The sequence below is a fragment of the Pantoea septica genome (genome assembly GCF_002095575.1).
Lineage (GTDB): Bacteria > Pseudomonadota > Gammaproteobacteria > Enterobacterales > Enterobacteriaceae > Pantoea > Pantoea septica.
This window is the reverse complement of the sequence record NZ_MLJJ01000024.1, coordinates 52,426-70,343: the sequence shown is the minus strand read 5'-3', so window position 1 is coordinate 70,343 and position 17,918 is coordinate 52,426. Positions and strand designations below refer to the sequence as shown.

18 protein-coding genes are annotated in these 17,918 nt (G+C 61.5%); 8 read left to right on the top strand and 10 right to left on the bottom strand.

Features of this window, described 5'->3' with window-relative positions; translation table 11 throughout:
• The first annotated feature begins 151 nt into the window (after nt 1-151).
• Nucleotides 152-583, top strand: a complete 432-nt coding sequence (locus tag HA46_RS14140) for a MarR family winged helix-turn-helix transcriptional regulator (protein WP_084884973.1) — start codon at nt 152-154, stop codon at nt 581-583.
• 2 nt (nt 584-585) lie between these two features.
• Here HA46_RS14140 and HA46_RS14135 read toward each other — a convergent pair whose 3' ends face one another.
• From HA46_RS14135 to HA46_RS14110, 6 genes are all read right to left on the bottom strand, one after another.
• On the bottom strand, nt 586-1,008 hold the full coding sequence (locus HA46_RS14135) for an ester cyclase (protein WP_084884970.1): 423 nt from the start codon (nt 1,006-1,008) through the stop codon (nt 586-588).
• A gap of 65 nt (nt 1,009-1,073) precedes the next feature.
• On the bottom strand, nt 1,074-2,225 hold the full coding sequence (gene argE / locus HA46_RS14130; protein WP_084884968.1) for an acetylornithine deacetylase: 1,152 nt from the start codon (nt 2,223-2,225) through the stop codon (nt 1,074-1,076).
• Nucleotides 2,218-2,892 carry a DUF1028 domain-containing protein gene (locus HA46_RS14125; RefSeq protein ID WP_033793269.1) on the bottom strand — a complete coding sequence of 225 codons (675 nt, stop codon included), beginning with the start codon at nt 2,890-2,892 and terminating at the stop codon, nt 2,218-2,220. The genes argE and HA46_RS14125 overlap by 8 nt, the downstream gene beginning before the upstream one ends.
• Nucleotides 2,889-3,323, bottom strand: a complete 435-nt coding sequence (locus HA46_RS14120) for a RidA family protein (RefSeq protein ID WP_033793294.1) — start codon at nt 3,321-3,323, stop codon at nt 2,889-2,891. The genes HA46_RS14125 and HA46_RS14120 overlap by 4 nt, the downstream gene beginning before the upstream one ends.
• Before the next feature lie 18 nt (nt 3,324-3,341).
• The gene (locus HA46_RS14115) at nt 3,342-4,607 is read right to left on the bottom strand and encodes a flavin-containing monooxygenase (RefSeq protein WP_033793267.1); all 1,266 of its coding nucleotides are present in this window, start codon (nt 4,605-4,607) and stop codon (nt 3,342-3,344) included.
• A 153-nt stretch (nt 4,608-4,760) separates the two neighbouring features.
• Nucleotides 4,761-5,678 carry a LysR substrate-binding domain-containing protein gene (locus tag HA46_RS14110; RefSeq protein WP_033793266.1) on the bottom strand — a complete coding sequence of 306 codons (918 nt, stop codon included), beginning with the start codon at nt 5,676-5,678 and terminating at the stop codon, nt 4,761-4,763.
• Nucleotides 5,679-6,148: 470 nt separating this feature from the next.
• Here HA46_RS14110 and HA46_RS14105 point away from each other — a divergent pair, with 470 nt between their 5' ends.
• The 4 genes from HA46_RS14105 (at nt 6,149) to HA46_RS14090 (ending at nt 10,199) form a co-directional block, all read left to right on the top strand.
• Nucleotides 6,149-7,669, top strand: coding sequence for an amino acid ABC transporter permease/ATP-binding protein (locus HA46_RS14105; RefSeq protein WP_084884964.1), 1,521 nt, complete (start codon nt 6,149-6,151; stop codon nt 7,667-7,669).
• A 27-nt stretch (nt 7,670-7,696) separates the two neighbouring features.
• Nucleotides 7,697-8,569, top strand: a complete 873-nt coding sequence (locus HA46_RS14100) for a phytanoyl-CoA dioxygenase family protein (RefSeq protein WP_033793263.1) — start codon at nt 7,697-7,699, stop codon at nt 8,567-8,569.
• 19 nt (nt 8,570-8,588) lie between these two features.
• Nucleotides 8,589-9,401: a transporter substrate-binding domain-containing protein gene (locus tag HA46_RS14095; protein ID WP_033793262.1), complete on the top strand. Its 813-nt coding sequence runs from the start codon at nt 8,589-8,591 to the stop codon at nt 9,399-9,401.
• Between the two features lie 66 nt (nt 9,402-9,467).
• Nucleotides 9,468-10,199, top strand: coding sequence for a class II aldolase and adducin N-terminal domain-containing protein (locus tag HA46_RS14090; RefSeq protein ID WP_033793260.1), 732 nt, complete (start codon nt 9,468-9,470; stop codon nt 10,197-10,199).
• Between the two features lie 15 nt (nt 10,200-10,214).
• Here the strand turns inward: HA46_RS14090 and HA46_RS14085 are convergent, their stop codons facing one another.
• From HA46_RS14085 to HA46_RS14075, 3 genes are all read right to left on the bottom strand, one after another.
• Entirely contained in the window at nt 10,215-11,384 is a 1,170-nt protein-coding gene (locus tag HA46_RS14085) for a Gfo/Idh/MocA family protein (protein WP_084884962.1), read from the bottom strand.
• 10 nt (nt 11,385-11,394) lie between these two features.
• Entirely contained in the window at nt 11,395-12,318 is a 924-nt protein-coding gene (locus HA46_RS14080) for a TIM barrel protein (RefSeq protein WP_033793256.1), read from the bottom strand.
• 151 nt (nt 12,319-12,469) lie between these two features.
• Nucleotides 12,470-13,495, bottom strand: a complete 1,026-nt coding sequence (locus tag HA46_RS14075; protein WP_084884960.1) for a LacI family DNA-binding transcriptional regulator — start codon at nt 13,493-13,495, stop codon at nt 12,470-12,472.
• 340 nt (nt 13,496-13,835) lie between these two features.
• Here HA46_RS14075 and HA46_RS14070 point away from each other — a divergent pair, with 340 nt between their 5' ends.
• Together HA46_RS14070 and HA46_RS14065 are read left to right on the top strand one after the other, a co-directional pair.
• Complete coding sequence (locus HA46_RS14070; protein WP_084884957.1) at nt 13,836-14,867, top strand: Gfo/Idh/MocA family protein; 1,032 nt, start codon at nt 13,836-13,838, stop codon at nt 14,865-14,867.
• A gap of 21 nt (nt 14,868-14,888) precedes the next feature.
• Nucleotides 14,889-15,773: a sugar phosphate isomerase/epimerase family protein gene (locus HA46_RS14065; RefSeq protein ID WP_084884955.1), complete on the top strand. Its 885-nt coding sequence runs from the start codon at nt 14,889-14,891 to the stop codon at nt 15,771-15,773.
• Between the two features lie 4 nt (nt 15,774-15,777).
• Here HA46_RS14065 and HA46_RS14060 read toward each other — a convergent pair whose 3' ends face one another.
• A complete protein-coding gene (locus tag HA46_RS14060; protein ID WP_084884952.1) occupies nt 15,778-16,791 on the bottom strand; it encodes a Gfo/Idh/MocA family oxidoreductase in 1,014 nt (337 codons plus the stop codon).
• Nucleotides 16,792-16,889: 98 nt separating this feature from the next.
• Between HA46_RS14060 and HA46_RS14055 the strand changes: the two genes are divergently transcribed.
• Nucleotides 16,890-17,909, top strand: coding sequence for a LacI family DNA-binding transcriptional regulator (locus HA46_RS14055; protein WP_084884950.1), 1,020 nt, complete (start codon nt 16,890-16,892; stop codon nt 17,907-17,909).
• The last annotated feature ends 9 nt before the right edge of the window (nt 17,910-17,918 follow it).

Sequence of the window (17,918 nt, the reverse complement as noted above, 5' to 3'; positions counted from 1 at the left end):
TGCTCCCGGCATTTTTGTCCGGGTTCGGGCACCACAAATTTAAGAACCCAGCCTATGGCTGGGTTTTTGCTTTTGTGCGTCTGTTTTCCTTTATTGCTCAGCGCTTACCTGGCAAGATACCCGCTCGCATTACGCCGCTCAGGAGATCGCCATGCCTTCCCTACACGACCCTCAGGCGCTTCAGCTCGCCGAAGCGCTACGCCGTTCGGTCAGCACCTTTGTCCGCCAGGTTCGCGTTGCCACCGCAACCGCACGAACATCGCAGCTGGAGACGCTGGAGCTGCTGGAAACTCACGGTGCGGTCACCATTGCCGAACTGGCGCGGCTACGCGGCGTCAAACATCAGAGTATGCGCCTGGTGATTCAGGAGCTGGAAAGCCAGGGATATATCACCCGCCAGGCCAACGCGCAGGATGCACGCGCGCAGCTTATCGCGCTGACTGAAACGGCCCGCGCCATGCTAGGCGACGCGCGCGAACAGCGCGCCTGCTGGATCGCCGATTTGTTAACGGAAAAGCTGGATGCGTCGTCGCGCAGCGATCTGATAAAAGGCATCGCTGCGCTGAACAAGCTGGTGGATTAGGATCAGGCGCGCTGACTCGCCTCACGCAGCTGCGCTACGACCGCCGCCAGGCTATTCATTCCCCAGTGCGCGAGATATTGCCCCTCGACGATCTGCACTATATCCATGACCTGAATCCTGACCGGCAGCCCGGTCGCCGCCACGCCCATCAGCGCGCCGGTATGCACGCCGGTGATGATTTTTCGCGTGGCGACCCTGTCCCCCTCCGCCACCTGCTCCTCTATTTCAACCTGCAGTGAAGAGAACGCCGGACGCAGCAGAGCGTCAAAGGTGTGCCACAGGCTCTCGCGATCGCGCGGTGCGCCCGGCGGCGCAGAATGGTTGATAAAGTCCAGCGCCACCAGCGCCTCGAACGCGGCGCGATCGCCCGCCACGATCACCTGCTGATTAAAACGCCGCACCACCGCTTTGTTACTTTCCCCCATCTTCACGCCCTCGCGATATATACAGTTTAACTGTATATATCACAGTGACGTGCGCAGCGCGAGGGTTAATCGGCGCGCATCCAGTCGCAAAGATTGCCCAGCATCTGCATACAGCGCTCAAGCTGCTCGATGGCGACAAACTCGTCCGCCTTATGCCCCTGCTCCATACTCCCCGGCCCGCACACCAGCGTCGCTATGCCGATCTCGTCGAACAGCCCGCCTTCCGTGCCAAACGCGACGGTAGAAAATGTTTCGCTGCTGCTCCACTGCGCCAGCCAGCGGGCGAAATCGCCCTGCGGATCGGTCAACAGGCCGGGATAGGCACCCAGCGGCTGAAGCGCGATCTCGCTCTCTGGCGCCCTTTCCCGCATTGCAGGCAGTAACTGGTCGCGTGCGAAGGCCGCGATATTCTCCAGCACGCCATCGACATCAGCCGCCGGCAGCGTACGCAGCTCAAAATCGAACTGGCAATCCTGGGGCACGATATTGAGCGTCGCGCCGCCCTGAATTGTGCCGACCTGCAGCGTGCTGAACGGCGGATCGAAGCGCGCGTCCTGCGTCTGCCGCAGCGACTCGCCGACGCGGACGATATGTCCAATCAGCTGCGCCGCCTGTTCGATAGCGTTGACACCCTGCGGCGCATAGGCGGAATGGCAGGCGCGGCCGCGCACCTGACAGCGCATTGCCACTTTGCCCTTATGGCCGTAAACCGGCTGCATGGCCGTGGGTTCGCCGATAATGCAGAGCGCGGGCTTTTCCGACGATGCGCTGAGATGCGCCACCAGCGAGCGCACGCCCAGGCAACCGACCTCTTCGTCGTAAGAGAAAGCCAGATGCAGCGGCATCCGCAGCGGCTGCGCTAAAAAGCGATCCAGCGACGCCAGCACGCAGGCGATAAACCCTTTCATGTCGGCGCTGCCGCGGCCATAGCAGCGTCCGTCGCGCTCGGTCAGCGTAAAAGGCGGCACTGTCCAGCGCTGTCCGTCGACCGGCACCACGTCGGTATGGCCCGACAGCATCACGCCGCCGTCTCCCGCCGGTCCCAACCGCGCGTAGAGGTTGGCTTTCGCGCCGCTCTCGTCATAAAACAGCTCGGCCGCAACGCCGCGCTGTGCAAGGGTGTCGCGAATAAAACTAATCAGCGCCAGGTTCGATTCGCGGCTGGTGGTATCGAAAGCGAGCAGCGCCGCCAGCGCGTCGCGCAGCGCATTATTCATCGCCCGGTACGCCGTAGCTCGGCGCGTCGCGCGGATCGAGCGCGCGCGTCACGTAGGCTTCCATCTGCGGTTCGTAGGCGAGCCACAGGCGCGACAGCTCGGCGACCGGATCGTCTTCGACCCAGTCGACGCGCAGATCCACCAGCGGCCAGGTATAGTCATCCACGACTTTCACGGCGGCGGAATGCACCGGTCCCGCCTCGCCGCCGCGCGCGATGCCCGCCTGAAGCGCCGCGATCAGTCGGCTGGCCAGCTCGCCAGAAGAGGCTTCAAACGTCGCGACCATCGCGTCGATCACCGCGCCGTCCGACAGCATGTTGCCCGCCGCCACGCAGTTTTCGCCCTGCGCTACTTTCCAGACGCCCAGAGTTTCGCTGCCGCTGAAGTGCGCTACCTTCCCCATCGAATCAATTACCGTCACCTGGCGATAGTCGCTGAAGCGATCCTCCGCCAGCGCCAGCTTCAGCGCCTGCTGCGCCGACGCGCCCGCTTCCAGCTGCGCCAGGATCTGCTGACCGAGCGCGGGCAGAGTAATATTCTGGCTGGAGACCGCGCCCGTGCCCGCCTGTAGCCAGGGGCAGCGTGCGCCGACCGCGATGCTGGAGGAGCTGATGGCGACGCCGAGCTGCCCGCTCTCCGGACAGCGCGCGCTAATCGAGAGCGTCATAGCGCCTCCTTGCCGTGCCAGTCATCGGGGATCACGGCGATAACGTCGATTTCCATCAGCCACTGCGGCTGCGCCAGCGCCGACACCACCAGCCCGGTCGAGATGGGAAAAACGCCCTTCAGCCATTTGCCCACTTCCAGATAGACCGGCTCGCGGTAGCGCGGATCGGTGATATAGGTGGTGGTTTTCACGATATGCGACAGGTCGCTACCCGCCTCTTCCAGCAGCTGCTTCACGTTCTTCATCGCCTGCTCCGCCTGCAGGCCCGGCTCGCCCAGTCCCACCAGCCTGCCGTCGAAGTCGGTGCCGACCTGGCCGCGTACGTAAACGGTGTTGCCTGCGCGCACTGCCTGGCAGAGATCGTTGTCGAGCGCCTGATTGGGATAAGTCTCTTTGGTGTTGAACATGCGAATACGGGTATGGGTTGGCATCATTGCTCTCCTGCTGGGTTAAAAGGTCGACGCGGTCTGGTAGTGCTGATACTGGCGCTGAATCGCGATCTGGTCGGCGATATATTTCGCGTCGTGCCATACGCCCCAGATAAAGGTAGAGCCGCGACGGGAGAGCCAGGGCAGACCGAGAAAATAGACGCCCGGCTCGCCGGAAACGCCGCGGTGGTGCCGCGGTTTGCCTTTCTCATCAAAGGCGTCAACCTTCAGCCAGCTGTAATCCGCCACGTAGCCGGTCGCCCAGATAATGCTGCTAATGTCTGCGCTGGCGAGATTCAGCTCGCTGAGCGGATGTGTGACGCAGTCGGGATCGGGCAGAAAGCGCCGCGCCTCCGGCTCTTCTGGCAGGTTGAGGCCGTTACGGGCGATCCAGGCGTCCGCCGCATCGAGCAGCGCCAGATAGCTGGCGTCACCGCGCGCGATGTTCTGCGCAAGGTCGGGCTGAAACCGCACCGTTTCGCCATCGAACGTCTCGGTCATGCCGACCAGATTGACGCCCTGGTTCGCCAGCGCGCGGAAATCCACGGTATGGCCGCCGCGGGCCCCGCTCACCGCGATGGTGACGTGCTCTTTGCCCGGCTGGCTTGCCGCCGCGTCCCACATGCCGAGCACGCCCAGCCACCAGCAGAAGTCGCGATTGCGATAGGCGCGCGGCGGACGGTCGTGCGGGCCGACCGAGAGATAGACCCTTTTTCCGGCGCGCTGCAGCTCATCAGCAATCTGCACGCCGGAGGATCCGGCGCCGATCACCAGCACGCCGCCTTCCGGCAGCTGCTGCGGGTTGCGATAGTCGGCGGAGTGGATCTGCGTGAGGCGCTCGCTGCGCGGTGCGATCGCCGGGATCACCGGCTTCTGGAAGGGGCCGGTGGCCGCCACGATGCGCTGCGCCTCGATCACTCCGTCCGAGGTGTGCACGGTGAATCCTGCGCGCCCGCTGTTGCGCTCCACACACAGCACCTCCACGCCGGTGCGGATCGGCGCATGAAACTTTTCCGCGTAGGCGACGAAGTAGTCCGCTACCTTCTCTTTGGCGACGAAGCTGTCGGGCGGGCACTCCGGAAACGCCATGCCGGGAAAGCGATCGTGCCAGGCGGGGCCGTTCGCCACCAGCGAATCCCAGCGCCCGCTGCGCCAGGCTTCGGCGATGCGGTTTTTTTCCAGGACCAGGTGCGGAACGTCGAGCCGGCTCAGGTGTTCGCTCATCGCGACGCCCGCCTGCCCGGCACCAATCACCAGGGTATCTATTTCTGTTTTCATCTCTGTCATTTCCGCGTCCTTCAACCAGCCATCGGCCGATATATTCACCATGAGGAAGGTTTCCAAGACTATTTGAGCCAACAGAGCGGGTAAAATATTATAAAGCTAACGCCTGCATAGGAATTTATTAGGCTGCGAGACAGGCGCGCCTGAGATGCGTTATTAAAGCGACGTCGCAGGGAAAAGTTCGGCGCGACGACAATACTCCATAAACAATTGCGCCGGCCTTGTTGGCTCATTATTTTGCAGATAAGCCATAATCAGCATCGAATCCGCCATTTCATCTTCAATCTCAAGATGAATTAATTGCTGCCCGTCGTAAGTAATATCGGAGCAGGGACGCGTCACCAGCACGGAAAAGCCTAACCCCTGACCCACCATACAACGCACCATTTCGATTGAGGGCGAACTGTAGGCGACCTCGGGATGGTAGCCCTTCTCTTTAAAGATGCGGATAAAGTAGTTTTTGCTTGGGATCGCATCCAGCAGGATCATCGGCTCGCGACTCAACTGCTGTAGCGTCACCGTTGCCTGACGCGCCAGAGGATGCGCGGCGGGCAGCAGCGCATAGGGCCGGTGCGGCGCGTTCAGCGGCTCTTTTTTAATTGAGTGGTCGAGGTCGAGATCGTAGAGAAACGCCAGGTCAAACCGTCCGCGATGCAGTCCGTGCATCAGCTCATGCTGCTCGCCGTCATAGAGTTCGATGGTGATATCGGGATAGATTTTTTTAAACCCGGCGATAAGTTTCGGCAGATAGAGCGGCGCGGCAGACTCAAAGCAGCCGACGGCGATGGTGCCGGAAACCAGCTGATGCTCGGCGCGCGAGTTCTGCTCAAACTCATAGGAGAGCCGCAGCAGATCGCGCGCCTTCTCGTAAAAGCGGCGGCCGCCCGGCGTCAGGGAAACCCCCTGCGCGTGATGGCGGATGAACAGCTGCTGGTCAAAGGTATCTTCCAGATTTTTGATGGCGATGGAGATAGAGGGCTGCGCGATATGCAGCTGGCGTGACGCTTCGGCGATGCTCTCTGTTTCGACCACCGTGACGAAGTACTTAAGCTGTTTCAGCGTGAATCGCATCATAAAAACCTTACTTATCTCTTTAGCACGCTCGACTGACGCGCTTTTTCACAGGTCTTCTTTCGCTGCAAGGGCCATGCCACTCCTGTGCCCTGTTAACGCGCAGCCTGCCACCAGGCGGCGCGGGTCGCTAAATTGGCTTTGTTGCTGATAGATCAACGGCTGAATAAATTTAATTTATCAGCGAAAAGGTTTTATTTTTTGCGCTGCATCATTTTGGCACAGGAGCGCTCTTTTACAGAGCAAACGATCGACGGGATAAATGGCGCCAACATTAAACAGCCGCTCTTTTTAAATTAATCAGCGCCGCGCACCATTCGCCCGATTTTTTGGCTGGATAGTTTTTTTAAAGTCTGAAGGCAACATTTTACTAATTGCCTCAAATTAGCCGCTGCCGCCATAGTGTGAATAAATCGACAGCGGCGAATTCCTCTTTTTGAAATTCGCGTTTATTTAAGCGAGTGAAATGCCTCATGACTTTTAACTGGAACTATATGTTCAGCCTGTTCAGCGACGCCGAGTTCTGGCTGGCGACCTGGACCGTCATCAAACTGAGCTTGCTCACCTGGGGCATCAGTATCGTAGTGGGGTTTGTACTCGCGCTGGCGAAACAGTCGAACCGCCTGCTGTTCAATCTGCCGGCGCGCGGCTATATCTGGCTGTTCCGTAGCCTGCCGCTGCTGGTGCTGTTGATTTTCGTCTATAACCTGCCGCAGGCCGCGCCGGGAACCTCCGCGCTGCTGAGCGATCCCTTCTGGGCCGGCCTCATCGCCATGGTGCTCAGCGAAAGCGCCTATATCGCCGAAATTCACCGCGGCGGGCTGCTCTCGATCCCAAAAGGCCAGAGCGAAGCCGCCCGCGCGCTGGGCCTGCGCTTCGCCGGCATTCAGTGGCGCATCATTATTCCGCAGGCGGTGCGCGTCGCCCTGCCTGCGCTGGCGAACGAATATATTGCCATCGTTAAGCTCAGCTCGCTGGTGTCGGTGATCTCTCTTACCGAGATCCTGATGGTCGGCCAGCGCCTCTATTCGCAGAACTTTTTGGTGATGGAAACCATGGCGGCGGTCGCCTGTTACTACGTACTGATCGTGACGGTGTTCGACTTCCTGCTCAAACAGCTGGAGCGCCACCTCGACGTTACCCAACGCCGTCCGGCAGGCAAGGTGGATGACCAGCTGTTCGCGCTGGCGCAGCGCGCCGCCACGCCGACCGCGCGTCCGGCGGCGCAGGCCAGCGGTCCGGCGCTGCAGGCGTCGCGGTTGCACAAAGCTTATAACAACGTGGAAGTGCTGGGCGCGGTCAGCCTGCAAATCCAGCCTGGCGAGGTGGTGTCGGTGATTGGCCCCTCCGGCTCCGGCAAAACCACGCTGATCCGTCTGCTCAACGGGCTGGAGCAGATCGACAACGGTGAAATCCGCATCAACGGCCAGCCTTTTATCCACCTTAGTCAGCAGGGCGAACAGAAGCCGCGCTTCATCGAGCACGCCGAACACCGCCTCAACATCGGCATGGTCTTCCAGAGCTTCAACCTGTTTCCTCATCTCAGCGTGCTGGACAACCTGATGCTGGCGCCGCGCTACCACCGGCTGGCCACGCGCGACGCCCTGAAGCAGCAGGCCTGCGAGCTGCTGCACAAGGTCGGGATGCTGGAGCACGCCTGGAAATATCCGCATCAGCTCTCCGGCGGCCAGCAGCAGCGCGTCGCCATCGCCCGCGCTCTGATGATGCGTCCGCAGATCATGCTGTTTGACGAGCCGACTTCGGCGCTCGATCCGGAAAAGGTCAACGAAGTGCTGCAGGTGATCGAAACCCTGGCGCATGAGGGCATCACCATGGTGATCGTCACTCATGAAATGAACTTCGCCTTTAAGGTCTCCGACCGCATCGTATTTATGGAGAAAGGCCGCGTGGTCTGCGACGACGCGCCGCAGGCCATGCGCAGCGGGCAGCATCCGCGCGTCGAAGCCTTCTTAAAAGATGTTTCTCTGGCTTAACCCCTATAACCAGCACGAGGGAAAATCATGATCGAACAGTGGCAGATAGACCAGTATCACCAGCAGGGTTTTCTGGTAGTGGAAAACGTATTAAGCGCCGAGGAGATCGCTGCGCTGCAGCACGATTTCGACGGCTGGGTGGAAGAGAGCCGCAGCCAGCAGGCGGCGTACGGCGACACGCTGGATGGCCGTGCACGCTTCGATCTGGAAGGCGATCACCGCGCCGACCATCCGTCGCTGCGCCGGGTCAGCTCGCCGACCGAAATCTCCGCCGCCTATCGCCGCGCCGCGCTGCAGTCGCGCATGGCGCAGATTGCCGGTCAGCTCACCGGCGGCCAGGGCGCGCGCTTCCACCACAGCAAGATCAACTCCAAGCTGCCGCACACCGCCACTAAAGTAGAGTGGCATCAGGATTTTCTCTTCACGCCGCACAGCAACGACGACATCGTCACCGCGCTGCTGATGGTCAGCGAAGTGACGCCGGAAAACGGCCCGCTGAACGTGGTGCCGGGCAGCCATAAAGGCCCGCTCTACTCCCACTGGCAAAACGGCCGCTTTACCGGCGCGGTGGATAAAACGGTGGTCGAGGCGCAGTGCGGCCAGCCTGCCGCCTGTTTCGGCCCGCCAGGCTCGGTCTGCTTTATGCACACGCGCCTGCTGCACGCCTCCAGCCCGAACGAAACCGAGCTGCCGCGCACGCTGTTTATCGCCGTCTATGCGGCGGAAGACGCCCTGCCCTTCGGCGAGAACCCGCTGCCGAGCCTGGACGCCGGCGCGCTGGTGGCTGGCGAAGAGAGCGGCACCATCCGCAGCACCGCCAACCAGTTCCGTCTGCCGCAGAAGCCGAGCGGCGCATCTTTTTTTGTTCAGCAGGCCGGAAACGATCTTGCCCGCGCGTAATCGCCACCACGGAGGCTCTATGAAATCTGTTGCCCTGACTTTTTTGGCCGTCAGCGTCGCGCTGGGGTCGTTTAGCGCCTCGGCGTTCCAGCAGCCGGGAAAAATCATCGCCGGCTCCGACATGACCTTTTTTCCCTATGAATATATTGAGAACAACAAACCGACCGGCTTCGATATCGAGTTTCTCGACGGGCTGGCGAAGGTGATGGGCCGCCAGGCGGTTAATCTCGACACCCGCTTTCCCAACCTGATCACCGGCCTGCAGGGCAACCGTTTCGATATCACCAACTCTTCGATGTACATCACCGCGGAACGGCTGAAGGTGATCGATATGATCCCCTATCTCAAAAGCGGCGAGGCGATCCTGTCGCTGAAAGGCGCCGCTTTTCAGCCGAAAACGCCGGAAGAATTTTGCGGCCATAAAATCGGCTCTATGGGCGCCACCTCCTGGCTACAGCAGCTACATAAACTCTCTGCCGACTATTGCGTGAAAAACGGCAAGCCGCCGATCGCCATCAGCGAGTACACCACCGATCCGCAAACCACCCAGGCGATGCTGTCGCACGCGGTTGAGGCGCAGATTACCGATGCCGCCGTGGCGCGCGGCGTGGTGCAGAAGCTGGGGGAGCGCGTGCAGATCTCCTCGGAAACGCTGATCTATCCGGTGCTGAACGGCTTCGGCGTGAAAAAAGGCAATGATGAGGTGAAGCAGGCGCTGATCGACGGGCTGGAGAAATACAGCAAGACGCCGGAATACGCCGCGCTGTTGAAGAAGTATAACTTCGAGGCACCCAGCGCAGAGGATATCAAGACGCTGATGCCGCAGCCGTGATCCCGTTGCGGGCGTCAGATATCCGTCGCCCGCGCTCCTTTTTCTATCCTCTGTCAGGAGAGATTTATGGCGCTCTCGTTTGAAGAACAGACCCGCATCGATCTGGCCGCCACCTTTCGCATTATTGCTCATCTGGGCATGCACGAAGCGGTAGCGAACCACTTTAGCGCGGCCGTCTCCCCGGATGGCCGGCAGTTTCTGCTGAATCCGAAGTGGAAACACTTTTCCCGCATTCGCGCCAGCGATCTGCTGCTGCTCGATGCGGACGATGCCGCCTGTGCGCAGCGCGACGACGTGGACGCCACCGCATGGTCGATACACGGCCAGATCCACCAGCGCCTGCCGGAGGTGCGCGTGGTGCTGCATCTGCACCCGATCTACGCCACGAGCGTCGCCTGTCTGGCCGAGCCGCATATACCGCCGGTCGATCAGAACACCGCGCGCTACTTTAACCGCGTGGCGATCGATACCCTTTACGGCGGCATGGCAGACACGGTAGAGGAAGGCGCGCGGCTGGCGAGCCTGCTGGCGGGCAAAAGCCGCCTGCTGATGGGCAATCACGGCGTCATGGTCACCGGGACGGATATCGGCGAAGCCTTCGACGATATCTGGACGCTGGAGCGCGCCTGCCAGATCCTGGTGACCGCCTGGTCCACCGGCCAGCCGCTGAAAATTCTCAGCGATGCGGTAGCGGAGAAGACGGCGCGCGCCTGGGAAGGCATCCCCGATTTCTCGCGCCAGCATTTCGAAGAGATGAAGGCGCTGATGATCGCCGCCGATCCGTCGCTGCTCGATTAGCCTCGCAGGGGGCCGTTAACACTCGACCCAGACCGCGCCCGCCTCCGCCGACCTGACGCACTGTTCCACCCAGCGTACGCCCGCCAGCCCGGCATGGACGTCGGGATACCAGAAGCGTTGCAGGAAGGCGGCGTCGCCGCGATCGCTTGCGGCAAACGCCTGCGCGAAGCGGCGATAGAGATTTGACCAGGCGTCGAACAGCCCTTCGGTATGGCCGCCGCCGATGCGATCCTCTTCCAGCGCGCGCGGCGCCAGGTAAGGCATGCCGCGCTCAAGAATGCGCACTGGCTCGCCCTGCACTTCGTAGCGCAGCTGGTTGGGCTGTTCGTCCCACCACTCCAGGCTCGCCTTCGCGCCGACGATACGAATCTTCTGGCCGTGCATCGACCCGCAGTTCACCGCCGAGGCCCAGAGCGTGCCGACCGCGCCGTTGTCATATTCCATCATCACAAACGCGTTATCCTCCAGCGGGGCGCGCGTGGCGACAAAGCTCTGGCGGGCGCAGAGCAGCCGTTTGACCTTTAGCTGCGGCGCCATGGTCTCGGCCAGGAACAGCGGATGGGTCGCCAGATCGCCCAGCACATAGCTGGGGCCGACGAAGCGGGGATCGACGCGCCAGCGCGTGCTGGGATTTTGCAGCTCCAACGCCTCATGGTGAAAGCCGTGGGCGAACTGCATGTTGACGATGCGAATCTCGCCCAGCATCCCCTGCGCAATCATCTCCCGCGCCTGCTGGATCAGCTGATGCCCGGCATAGCCGTAGGTCACGCCGATCAGCTTGTTTTTCTCCGCGCATAGCCGCTCCAGCTCGTCCGCCTCCTGGGTGGTAAAGCAGAGCGGCTTTTCGCAGACCACGTGCAGCCCGGCGTTGAGCGCCGCGCGACAGATGGCGAAGTGGGTATTATTGGGCGTGGCGACAGAAACCGCTTCGATACCGTCCTGCCGCGCCGCTTCGGCGGCAAACAGCGTCTCGTAGTCGGGATAGCAGCGTTCGGGCGCGACGCCCAGCGAGGTGCCGAAGGCGCGGCCGCGCTCGGCATCAATATCAAACGCGCCCGCCAGCAGTTGAAAGTTGTTGTCGCGCAGCGCCGCCGAGCGGTGAATATAGCCGATCTGGCTGGTGCCGCCGCCGCCGACCATGCCCCAGCGCAGGGCGCGATCTACCGCTTTTGTACCGTTAATCATCGTCTTCTCCTTAAAAACCTACGGATTTGAGGTAGTTCAGGCTGGCGCTGACGTCGCGCAGGCTGGTGTCGGCCTGGCGCGGATCGCGCTCCTGTTCCAGCGTGATCCAGCCCTGGTAGCCCTGTTCGGCCAGAAAGGCGCGCACCGCCGGATAGTCGATTGCGCCCTGCCCGATGGGGCACATCACCCCTTCGGCGCAGGCGCTAAAGAAGTCGAGGCCGCGCGCCAGCACATCGCGCCAGACCGCATCGTTGACGTCTTTGAAGTGGAGATAGTCGATGCGGCGCCAGTAGTGCCGCAGCGCGGCGATGGGATCCATGCCCGCATAGTAAAGATGCCCCGTATCGAGGCAGAGCCCGGCGACCTCATGCGGAATATCCTGCGCCAGCCGCGCCAGTTCGTCGGCGAACTCGATGCAGCCGCCCGCGTGCGGATGGATCACCGGCCGTACGCCGTAGTCGCGCCAGGCGATCTCGCTGAGTTGTGTGATATGGCGCATCAGGCGCTGCCAGTCAGCCGCCCCGAGGCGCGGCGCACGTTCAGGCTGACCGGCCAGCCGGGCGCGCTCGGGGTTGCCGAAGTCGATGATCACCAGATAGGGCGCGGGCGCGTTGTCGCCATGGGTTTTTTCAGCTGTGGGAATGCGGGACAGGGTACGGCACAGCTTATGCGTCAGGTCGACCATCGACGGGAAATGGGCCTCGCTGACCAGATCGTCGAATAGCGTGGCGGCGACGATCGACAGGCCGTGCTGGTTCAGCGCGCGGCTGAGTTCGTCAGGGTCAGTGGGCAGATAGCGCCACGGGCCTAGCTCGATGCTGCGATAGCCCGCCTGCGCTGCTTCGCGCAGCACCGTCGGCCACGGCGGCAGAAAGGGGTTGTCGGGATTATCGACGCCCCAGCTACAGGGCGCATTGGCGATATGGATGGTCACGATAGCTCTCCGGGCATGCCTGTTTGCCGCGAGTATCGAACATATTTTCCATATCAAACAACTGTGGAAGTTTTATTCTTTGATAGCGATCATAGTTATTCTTATCATAAAAATGATAGAAAATTATCATTTAAATCAGTAATTAACTGATTTACATGTTTTCTCTGGTAATCATCTCGAAAGGCAGAATCACCTGCTCATATCGCGCGTCGCGCTCGCTCTGGCGATCGGTGCAAAGCCGCACCACGGCGGCGGCCATGGTCTCGATGTTATGACGCAGCATCAGGGTGATGCTCCCGTCGATAAGGGCCAGTTCGCCCTCCTGCACCGGCCCGTGACACACCAGCATGACCCTGCGCTGCGCCTGTTCGCGCAGCGCGCGCACCACGCCTTCAATACCGCCGCACGGCGCATAGATCAGCTGCAAATCGGGATGCCCCTCCAGCAGCGCCTGCGCGGCGCGATAGCCGCCTTCGACGCTTTCCCGGGTGTTAAGCGGCTCGAGCACGCGCTGCGTCGCCCCATATTCCCGCATACCGGAGCGAAAGCTGATTTCGCAGCTCTCCTGACAGGTAAAGCGATGGTCGCCGAGCAGCACGCCGACGCTGCCGGGCCGACGCAGCAGATGCTGCGCCATCCAGGCGGCGGTGCGCCCCGCCTTCTGATTATCCACCCCGATATAGCCCGCCTGACCGCAGGGCGAAAAGTCGGAGAAAAGCGCGTAGACCCGCACGCCCTGACGCGATACCGCCTGAATGGCATGGCGGATCAGCGGATGATCGAGCGCCACCACGCCAATCACATCGACGCGCATTGCCAGCGCGCGCAGCGATTGCGCCGCCTGCTCAACCTCGTCGATGCCGTGGGTGACGAAAAGCGGCTCGACGCCGGCGGGATGGTGCGGTATGGCCTGCTCGCGCAGCGCCTCGCTTAGCTGTCGGTAGAGCGAATAGTCGGTGGAAAGCAGCAGAAATCCCATGCGCAGCGTCGCCGTCGGCGGCGCACCGGGATGCAGCAGCCGGGATTGCGCATGGCGATAGCCTAACCGGCTGGCCGCCGCCAGCACCTTTTGTTCGGTTGCGCCGCGCACCGGGGCGCGCTGATTCAGCACGCGATCCACCGTCGCCACGCCGACCCCCGCTTCGCGCGCGATAGCGCTCATGGTGACTTTCGTCATTCTCTGTTGCCTCCTGTGGCGGTAACGCCTTTGTCCGGCCGCGAGCGACCTCGCGCTTTCGCTATCCTAACCGCTCAAGGGCGCCGGCCCGACCTTTTGATAAAACAGAGCGAGCATAAATTTGATCCTCTTCGCATAACGAAATATTTATTTCCAAATCATTTTCATTCGGAAAAAACATTTGCTAGAAATTTTCCTCATTCCGCCAGCGGGAAGGCTGATGGAATTCCATCAGCAAAAGGTTAGAGAGGGCAGCCTCAGGCTTTCTATAGTGAAAGCCTGACGGAGGCAGCGGCACGCCGCTGCTGGCCATTAACAGACTAATAAGTATGGAGTTGTTATGTTTCCCTCTACCCTACCTGCTCCGCGCCTGCCCGATGCGCATCAGATCCCTGCGCTGCGCTGGGGCATCATTGGCCCTGGCTGGATCGCCGATCGCTTCGCCAGCGCCTTGTGTCATCACACCCATCAGCGGCTGATTGCGGTTTCATCGCGTAGCGTTGACAAGGCGCAGGCGTTCGCTGACAAATGGTCGATTCCCCATGCGTGCGGCGGCATTGATGCCCTGCTGGCACGCGATGACGTCGACGCGATCTATATCGCTACGCCGCATAACCACCATTTCCCTGACGGCCTGCGCGCGCTGCAGGCGGGGAAACATGTGCTCATCGAAAAGCCGCTGGCGCTCAATGCGCATCAGGGCGAAGCGCTGCAGCAGGCGGCGCGGCGCGCGCAGCGGCTCTGTATGGAGGCGATGTGGTGCGACTTTGCGCCGAAATATGACGTTGTCCGCCAGCTGCTGGCAGATGGCGCGCTGGGTGACGTTCACAGCCTGATCGCCGATCACGGCGAATTTTTTACGCCGGATCACCGCATTTTTAACCCCGATCTCGCCGGCGGGCCGATGCTCGATCTCGGCAGCTATCTGGTCGCTTTCAGCATTCTGGTGGGCGGCGCGCCTGAAGGTATCGTCGCGCAGGGCGAACCTGCGCCGGGCGGCGTCAACGGCCAGACCTCGATGATCTTTACCCACGCGCGTGGCATGCAGTCGGTGCTGCACACCACGCTGTTCAGCAACACGCCGGGCACCGCGGCGATCGCGGGACGCGACGCCACGCTCTACCTGGACGGTCAGTTCTATGCGCCGGGCAACTTTCGCCTGGTCTCAAGCGATAAGCGTCGAACGCTGCGCTGGGAAGAGCCGGCGAATCGCTATCAGCAGCTCAGCCATGAGATTGACCACTTCGCCTGGTGCGTCGGTCAGAGCCTGACGGACTCGCCGGTGCGCTCGCTGGCGACCTCGCTGCTGACGCTGCGCGCGATGGATGAGACGCGTCGGCAGATCGGCGTGGTATTTAACGAAGAACGCTAACTAAAGCCAGGAGTCGTAAAGATGAAAATCGCTTTTGACGTGGATGTAATCAGAGATATGGGTATTACCCGCATGGTGCATCAGGTGGCCGAATGGGGATACAACTATATCGAGCAGTCGCCACATCCGCAGATTAACCCTTTCTATAAGCACCCGAAGGCCAGCCGCGAGATTATGCGCGAATATAAAAACGCGCTGAATGCCACCGGCGTAGAGATCTCGTCGTTTATCGTCGTCTATCGCTGGTCCGGTCCGGACGAGCTGCGTCGTCAGGCGGCGGTGAAAAACTGGAAGCGCATGGTTGAGATTGCCGTGGAGATGGGCGTGCAGGTGATCAATACCGAGCTCTCCGGCAACCCCAACGAGCCGGAGATATGCGAAGAGATGTTCTACCGCTCGATGGAAGAGCTGCTGCCCCTGTTCGAGCGCGAAAATATCCGCGTCGAAATTCAGTCGCATCCGTGGGATTTTTGCGAGAACAGCAACGAAACCGCCGATATGGTGAAGTCGTTCCGCAGCGACAACGTGAAATATGTTTACAGCGTGCCGCACACCTTTTTCTACGACAACGGCAAGGGCGACGTCCGGCCGATGCTGGAGTACGCCGGCGAAGATCTCTCCCATGTGCTGATTGCCGATACCATGAACCACACCAAGCACTGCCGCTATATCGTTAACCCGCCGGGCGTGGACGCCACTATCCATCAGCATGTCGGCGTCGGCGAAGGCGAGGTCGATTTCGACACGCTGTTCCAGACGCTGCGCGAGATGGACTTCGCCAACCGCACTTATAAAGTGGGCGGCGAATCCATTATCGCGTCCGCCCTGTTCGGCTATCCGGAGAAGATGAAGACGCAGGCGGTCGAGACGCGCGAGCTGATCGAACGCGAACTGCTGAGCCGATAGAAGGCTATGCCAGTCGCTCGACCTGCACGAAGCGCCCGGTGCTCAGCGACTCGCACGCCGCTTCGGCAATCGCCTGCGCCTGCAAACCATCCATCAGGCCAGGCAGCTCCGCCACCGTTTCGCCGCCAAGATGACGCAGAAAGGCGTCCAGCTGAGCGTAGTAAGTGTCGCGCACGCGGCTGAACCAGTCCGGGAACAGGCCGGGCTGAGTGATGCCGCTTTGCTGATAGAGCGTTGCGCCGCGCATCGCCTGCGGCTCCGACGCCAGCATGCCTCGCGATCCTACCACGCTGATGCGCTCGTCATAGCCGTATGCGGTACGTCGGGTGTTATCGAGCTGCGCCAGCGCGCCGCGCGCCAGCCGCATAATCAGCACCGAGGTGTCGACATCGCCGAAGTCGCGCAGCGCAGGCTGCGCCAGCGCCGCACCCAGCGCGCCTACCGTTTCAACCTCGTCACCGGTCAGAAAACGCAGCAGATCGAAAAAATGAATGGCCTGATCGCGCATCTGTCCGCCTGACGCGCGCAGATAGTCGAGGGGCGGCATCTCAGAGGCGCGACACACCATCTGGATCACCTCCGGCGCGCCGATGACGCCCTGCTGAAGCTGCTGCTTCAGTTGCTGGTGGCTGCGGTCGAAGCGGCGGTTAAAGCCGACGGTGACCGGCACCCTCAGCGGCGCAAGACTCTCCACCACGGCACGCGCCTTCGCCAGCGACAGATCGATGGGCTTTTCGCAGTAGACCGCCTTGCCGGCGTTTGCCGCCTGCGCCAGAAAATCGGCGTGCGTCGGCGTCGAGCTGGCGATCAGCACCATATCGATATCGTCGCGGTCAAGCGCCTCGCTGAAGCGGCCTGCGCGCGCGTCATACCGCTGCGCCAGCGCCTCGGCGCGCGCCGCGTCGAGGTCGCACACCAGCGCCAGATGCGCGCCTGGATGCGCCGCCAGATTCGCGGCGTGCACCTGGCCGATAAAACCGCTGCCGATCAGGGCAATGCGTTGAGTTACAGGGGACATTTGCGATCTCCTCTTCACAGTTCGGGATAGCTGACCTTGTCAAAATAGCCCGTTCTGTCAGGCTGGCTGAACGCAGAAATTGATGGAATTCACTCAGCATGAAGCGAATGACGCTCACTAAGCTGGCGCGCGCCGCCGGCGTCGGCGCGGCGACCGTAGACCGGGTGCTTAACGATCGCGGCGGCGTGTCGCCAGCGATGACCAGAAAGGTGCTGGAGGCGGCGCGCGCGGCGGGGCTTAACCGCATTTTGCCGGAAGAGCATCGCCAGCCGTGGCAAATCGAAGTGATCCTCAGCAGCACCGACGCCTTTTTCTTTCAGCAGCTGGCGCAGGATTTTCAGCAGCTGGCCGACGCGCTCGGCTATCGCCGCCTGCGCCTGCAGCGCACCTTTGTCGCCGAGAACGCGCCGGAGAAACTGGCGGCGCATATTCTCGCCAGCAGCCGCAGAATGGACGGGCTGATGCTCTTTGCGCATGAACATCCCGCGATTTATCAGGCGCTGAGCGACTGCAAAGCGCGCGGCGTGCCGGTGATCACCCTGGTTTCCGATCTGCCCGACGCCGATCGTCTGCTGCACGTGGGCATCAATCAGCTGCAGGCCGGACGCACCGCCGGGCTGATGATGGGCAGCATGCTGGCGCGCGCGGGCGAGGTGCTGACGATTAGCGGCCGCGTTGACTACCGCGCGCACCGTCAGCGCATCGAGGGATTCCGCGACGTGCTGCAGCAGCGCTTTCCTCATCTGGCGCTGCGCGAAGCGCTGGCCGGCCTGGAAGATCGCACGCGCATCAGCAAGCTGCTGGAGAAGGCGCTGGTCGCCTCTCCGGCGATTGTCGGCGTTTACAATACAGGCCTCGGCAACAGCGAGATTTCGCAGGCGCTGGCGCGTCATCGCCGCGAGCGCGACGTGGTTTACATTACGCATGAGCTCTACGCCACCACGCGTCGGCTGCTGCAGCAGCGCATTCTCACCTTAACGCTCGATCAGAATACCCTGCGTCACGCCCAGCTGGCGCTGAACCTGCTTTTGCAAAAGCTGGAAAAAGGCGACGATTTTTCCACTTATGAGGATGGCCGCGTCGACTTTATGCTCTACACCCAGGAGAACGTCGATTAGCGAACGCCA

What these genes read in the sequence shown, in the direction of transcription:
- HA46_RS14140 (WP_084884973.1), top strand. Translation starts at nt 152, where the DNA reads ATGCCTTCCCTACACGACCCTCAGGCGCTTCAGCTCGCCGAAGCGCTA.
- HA46_RS14135 (WP_084884970.1), bottom strand. Translation starts at nt 1,008, where the DNA reads ATGGGGGAAAGTAACAAAGCGGTGGTGCGGCGTTTTAATCAGCAGGTG.
- argE (WP_084884968.1), bottom strand. Translation starts at nt 2,225, where the DNA reads ATGAATAATGCGCTGCGCGACGCGCTGGCGGCGCTGCTCGCTTTCGAT.
- HA46_RS14125 (WP_033793269.1), bottom strand. Translation starts at nt 2,892, where the DNA reads ATGACGCTCTCGATTAGCGCGCGCTGTCCGGAGAGCGGGCAGCTCGGC.
- HA46_RS14120 (WP_033793294.1), bottom strand. Translation starts at nt 3,323, where the DNA reads ATGCCAACCCATACCCGTATTCGCATGTTCAACACCAAAGAGACTTAT.
- HA46_RS14115 (WP_033793267.1), bottom strand. Translation starts at nt 4,607, where the DNA reads ATGACAGAGATGAAAACAGAAATAGATACCCTGGTGATTGGTGCCGGG.
- HA46_RS14110 (WP_033793266.1), bottom strand. Translation starts at nt 5,678, where the DNA reads ATGATGCGATTCACGCTGAAACAGCTTAAGTACTTCGTCACGGTGGTC.
- HA46_RS14105 (WP_084884964.1), top strand. Translation starts at nt 6,149, where the DNA reads ATGACTTTTAACTGGAACTATATGTTCAGCCTGTTCAGCGACGCCGAG.
- HA46_RS14100 (WP_033793263.1), top strand. Translation starts at nt 7,697, where the DNA reads ATGATCGAACAGTGGCAGATAGACCAGTATCACCAGCAGGGTTTTCTG.
- HA46_RS14095 (WP_033793262.1), top strand. Translation starts at nt 8,589, where the DNA reads ATGAAATCTGTTGCCCTGACTTTTTTGGCCGTCAGCGTCGCGCTGGGG.
- HA46_RS14090 (WP_033793260.1), top strand. Translation starts at nt 9,468, where the DNA reads ATGGCGCTCTCGTTTGAAGAACAGACCCGCATCGATCTGGCCGCCACC.
- HA46_RS14085 (WP_084884962.1), bottom strand. Translation starts at nt 11,384, where the DNA reads ATGATTAACGGTACAAAAGCGGTAGATCGCGCCCTGCGCTGGGGCATG.
- HA46_RS14075 (WP_084884960.1), bottom strand. Translation starts at nt 13,495, where the DNA reads ATGACGAAAGTCACCATGAGCGCTATCGCGCGCGAAGCGGGGGTCGGC.
- HA46_RS14070 (WP_084884957.1), top strand. Translation starts at nt 13,836, where the DNA reads ATGTTTCCCTCTACCCTACCTGCTCCGCGCCTGCCCGATGCGCATCAG.
- HA46_RS14065 (WP_084884955.1), top strand. Translation starts at nt 14,889, where the DNA reads ATGAAAATCGCTTTTGACGTGGATGTAATCAGAGATATGGGTATTACC.
- HA46_RS14060 (WP_084884952.1), bottom strand. Translation starts at nt 16,791, where the DNA reads ATGTCCCCTGTAACTCAACGCATTGCCCTGATCGGCAGCGGTTTTATC.
- HA46_RS14055 (WP_084884950.1), top strand. Translation starts at nt 16,890, where the DNA reads ATGAAGCGAATGACGCTCACTAAGCTGGCGCGCGCCGCCGGCGTCGGC.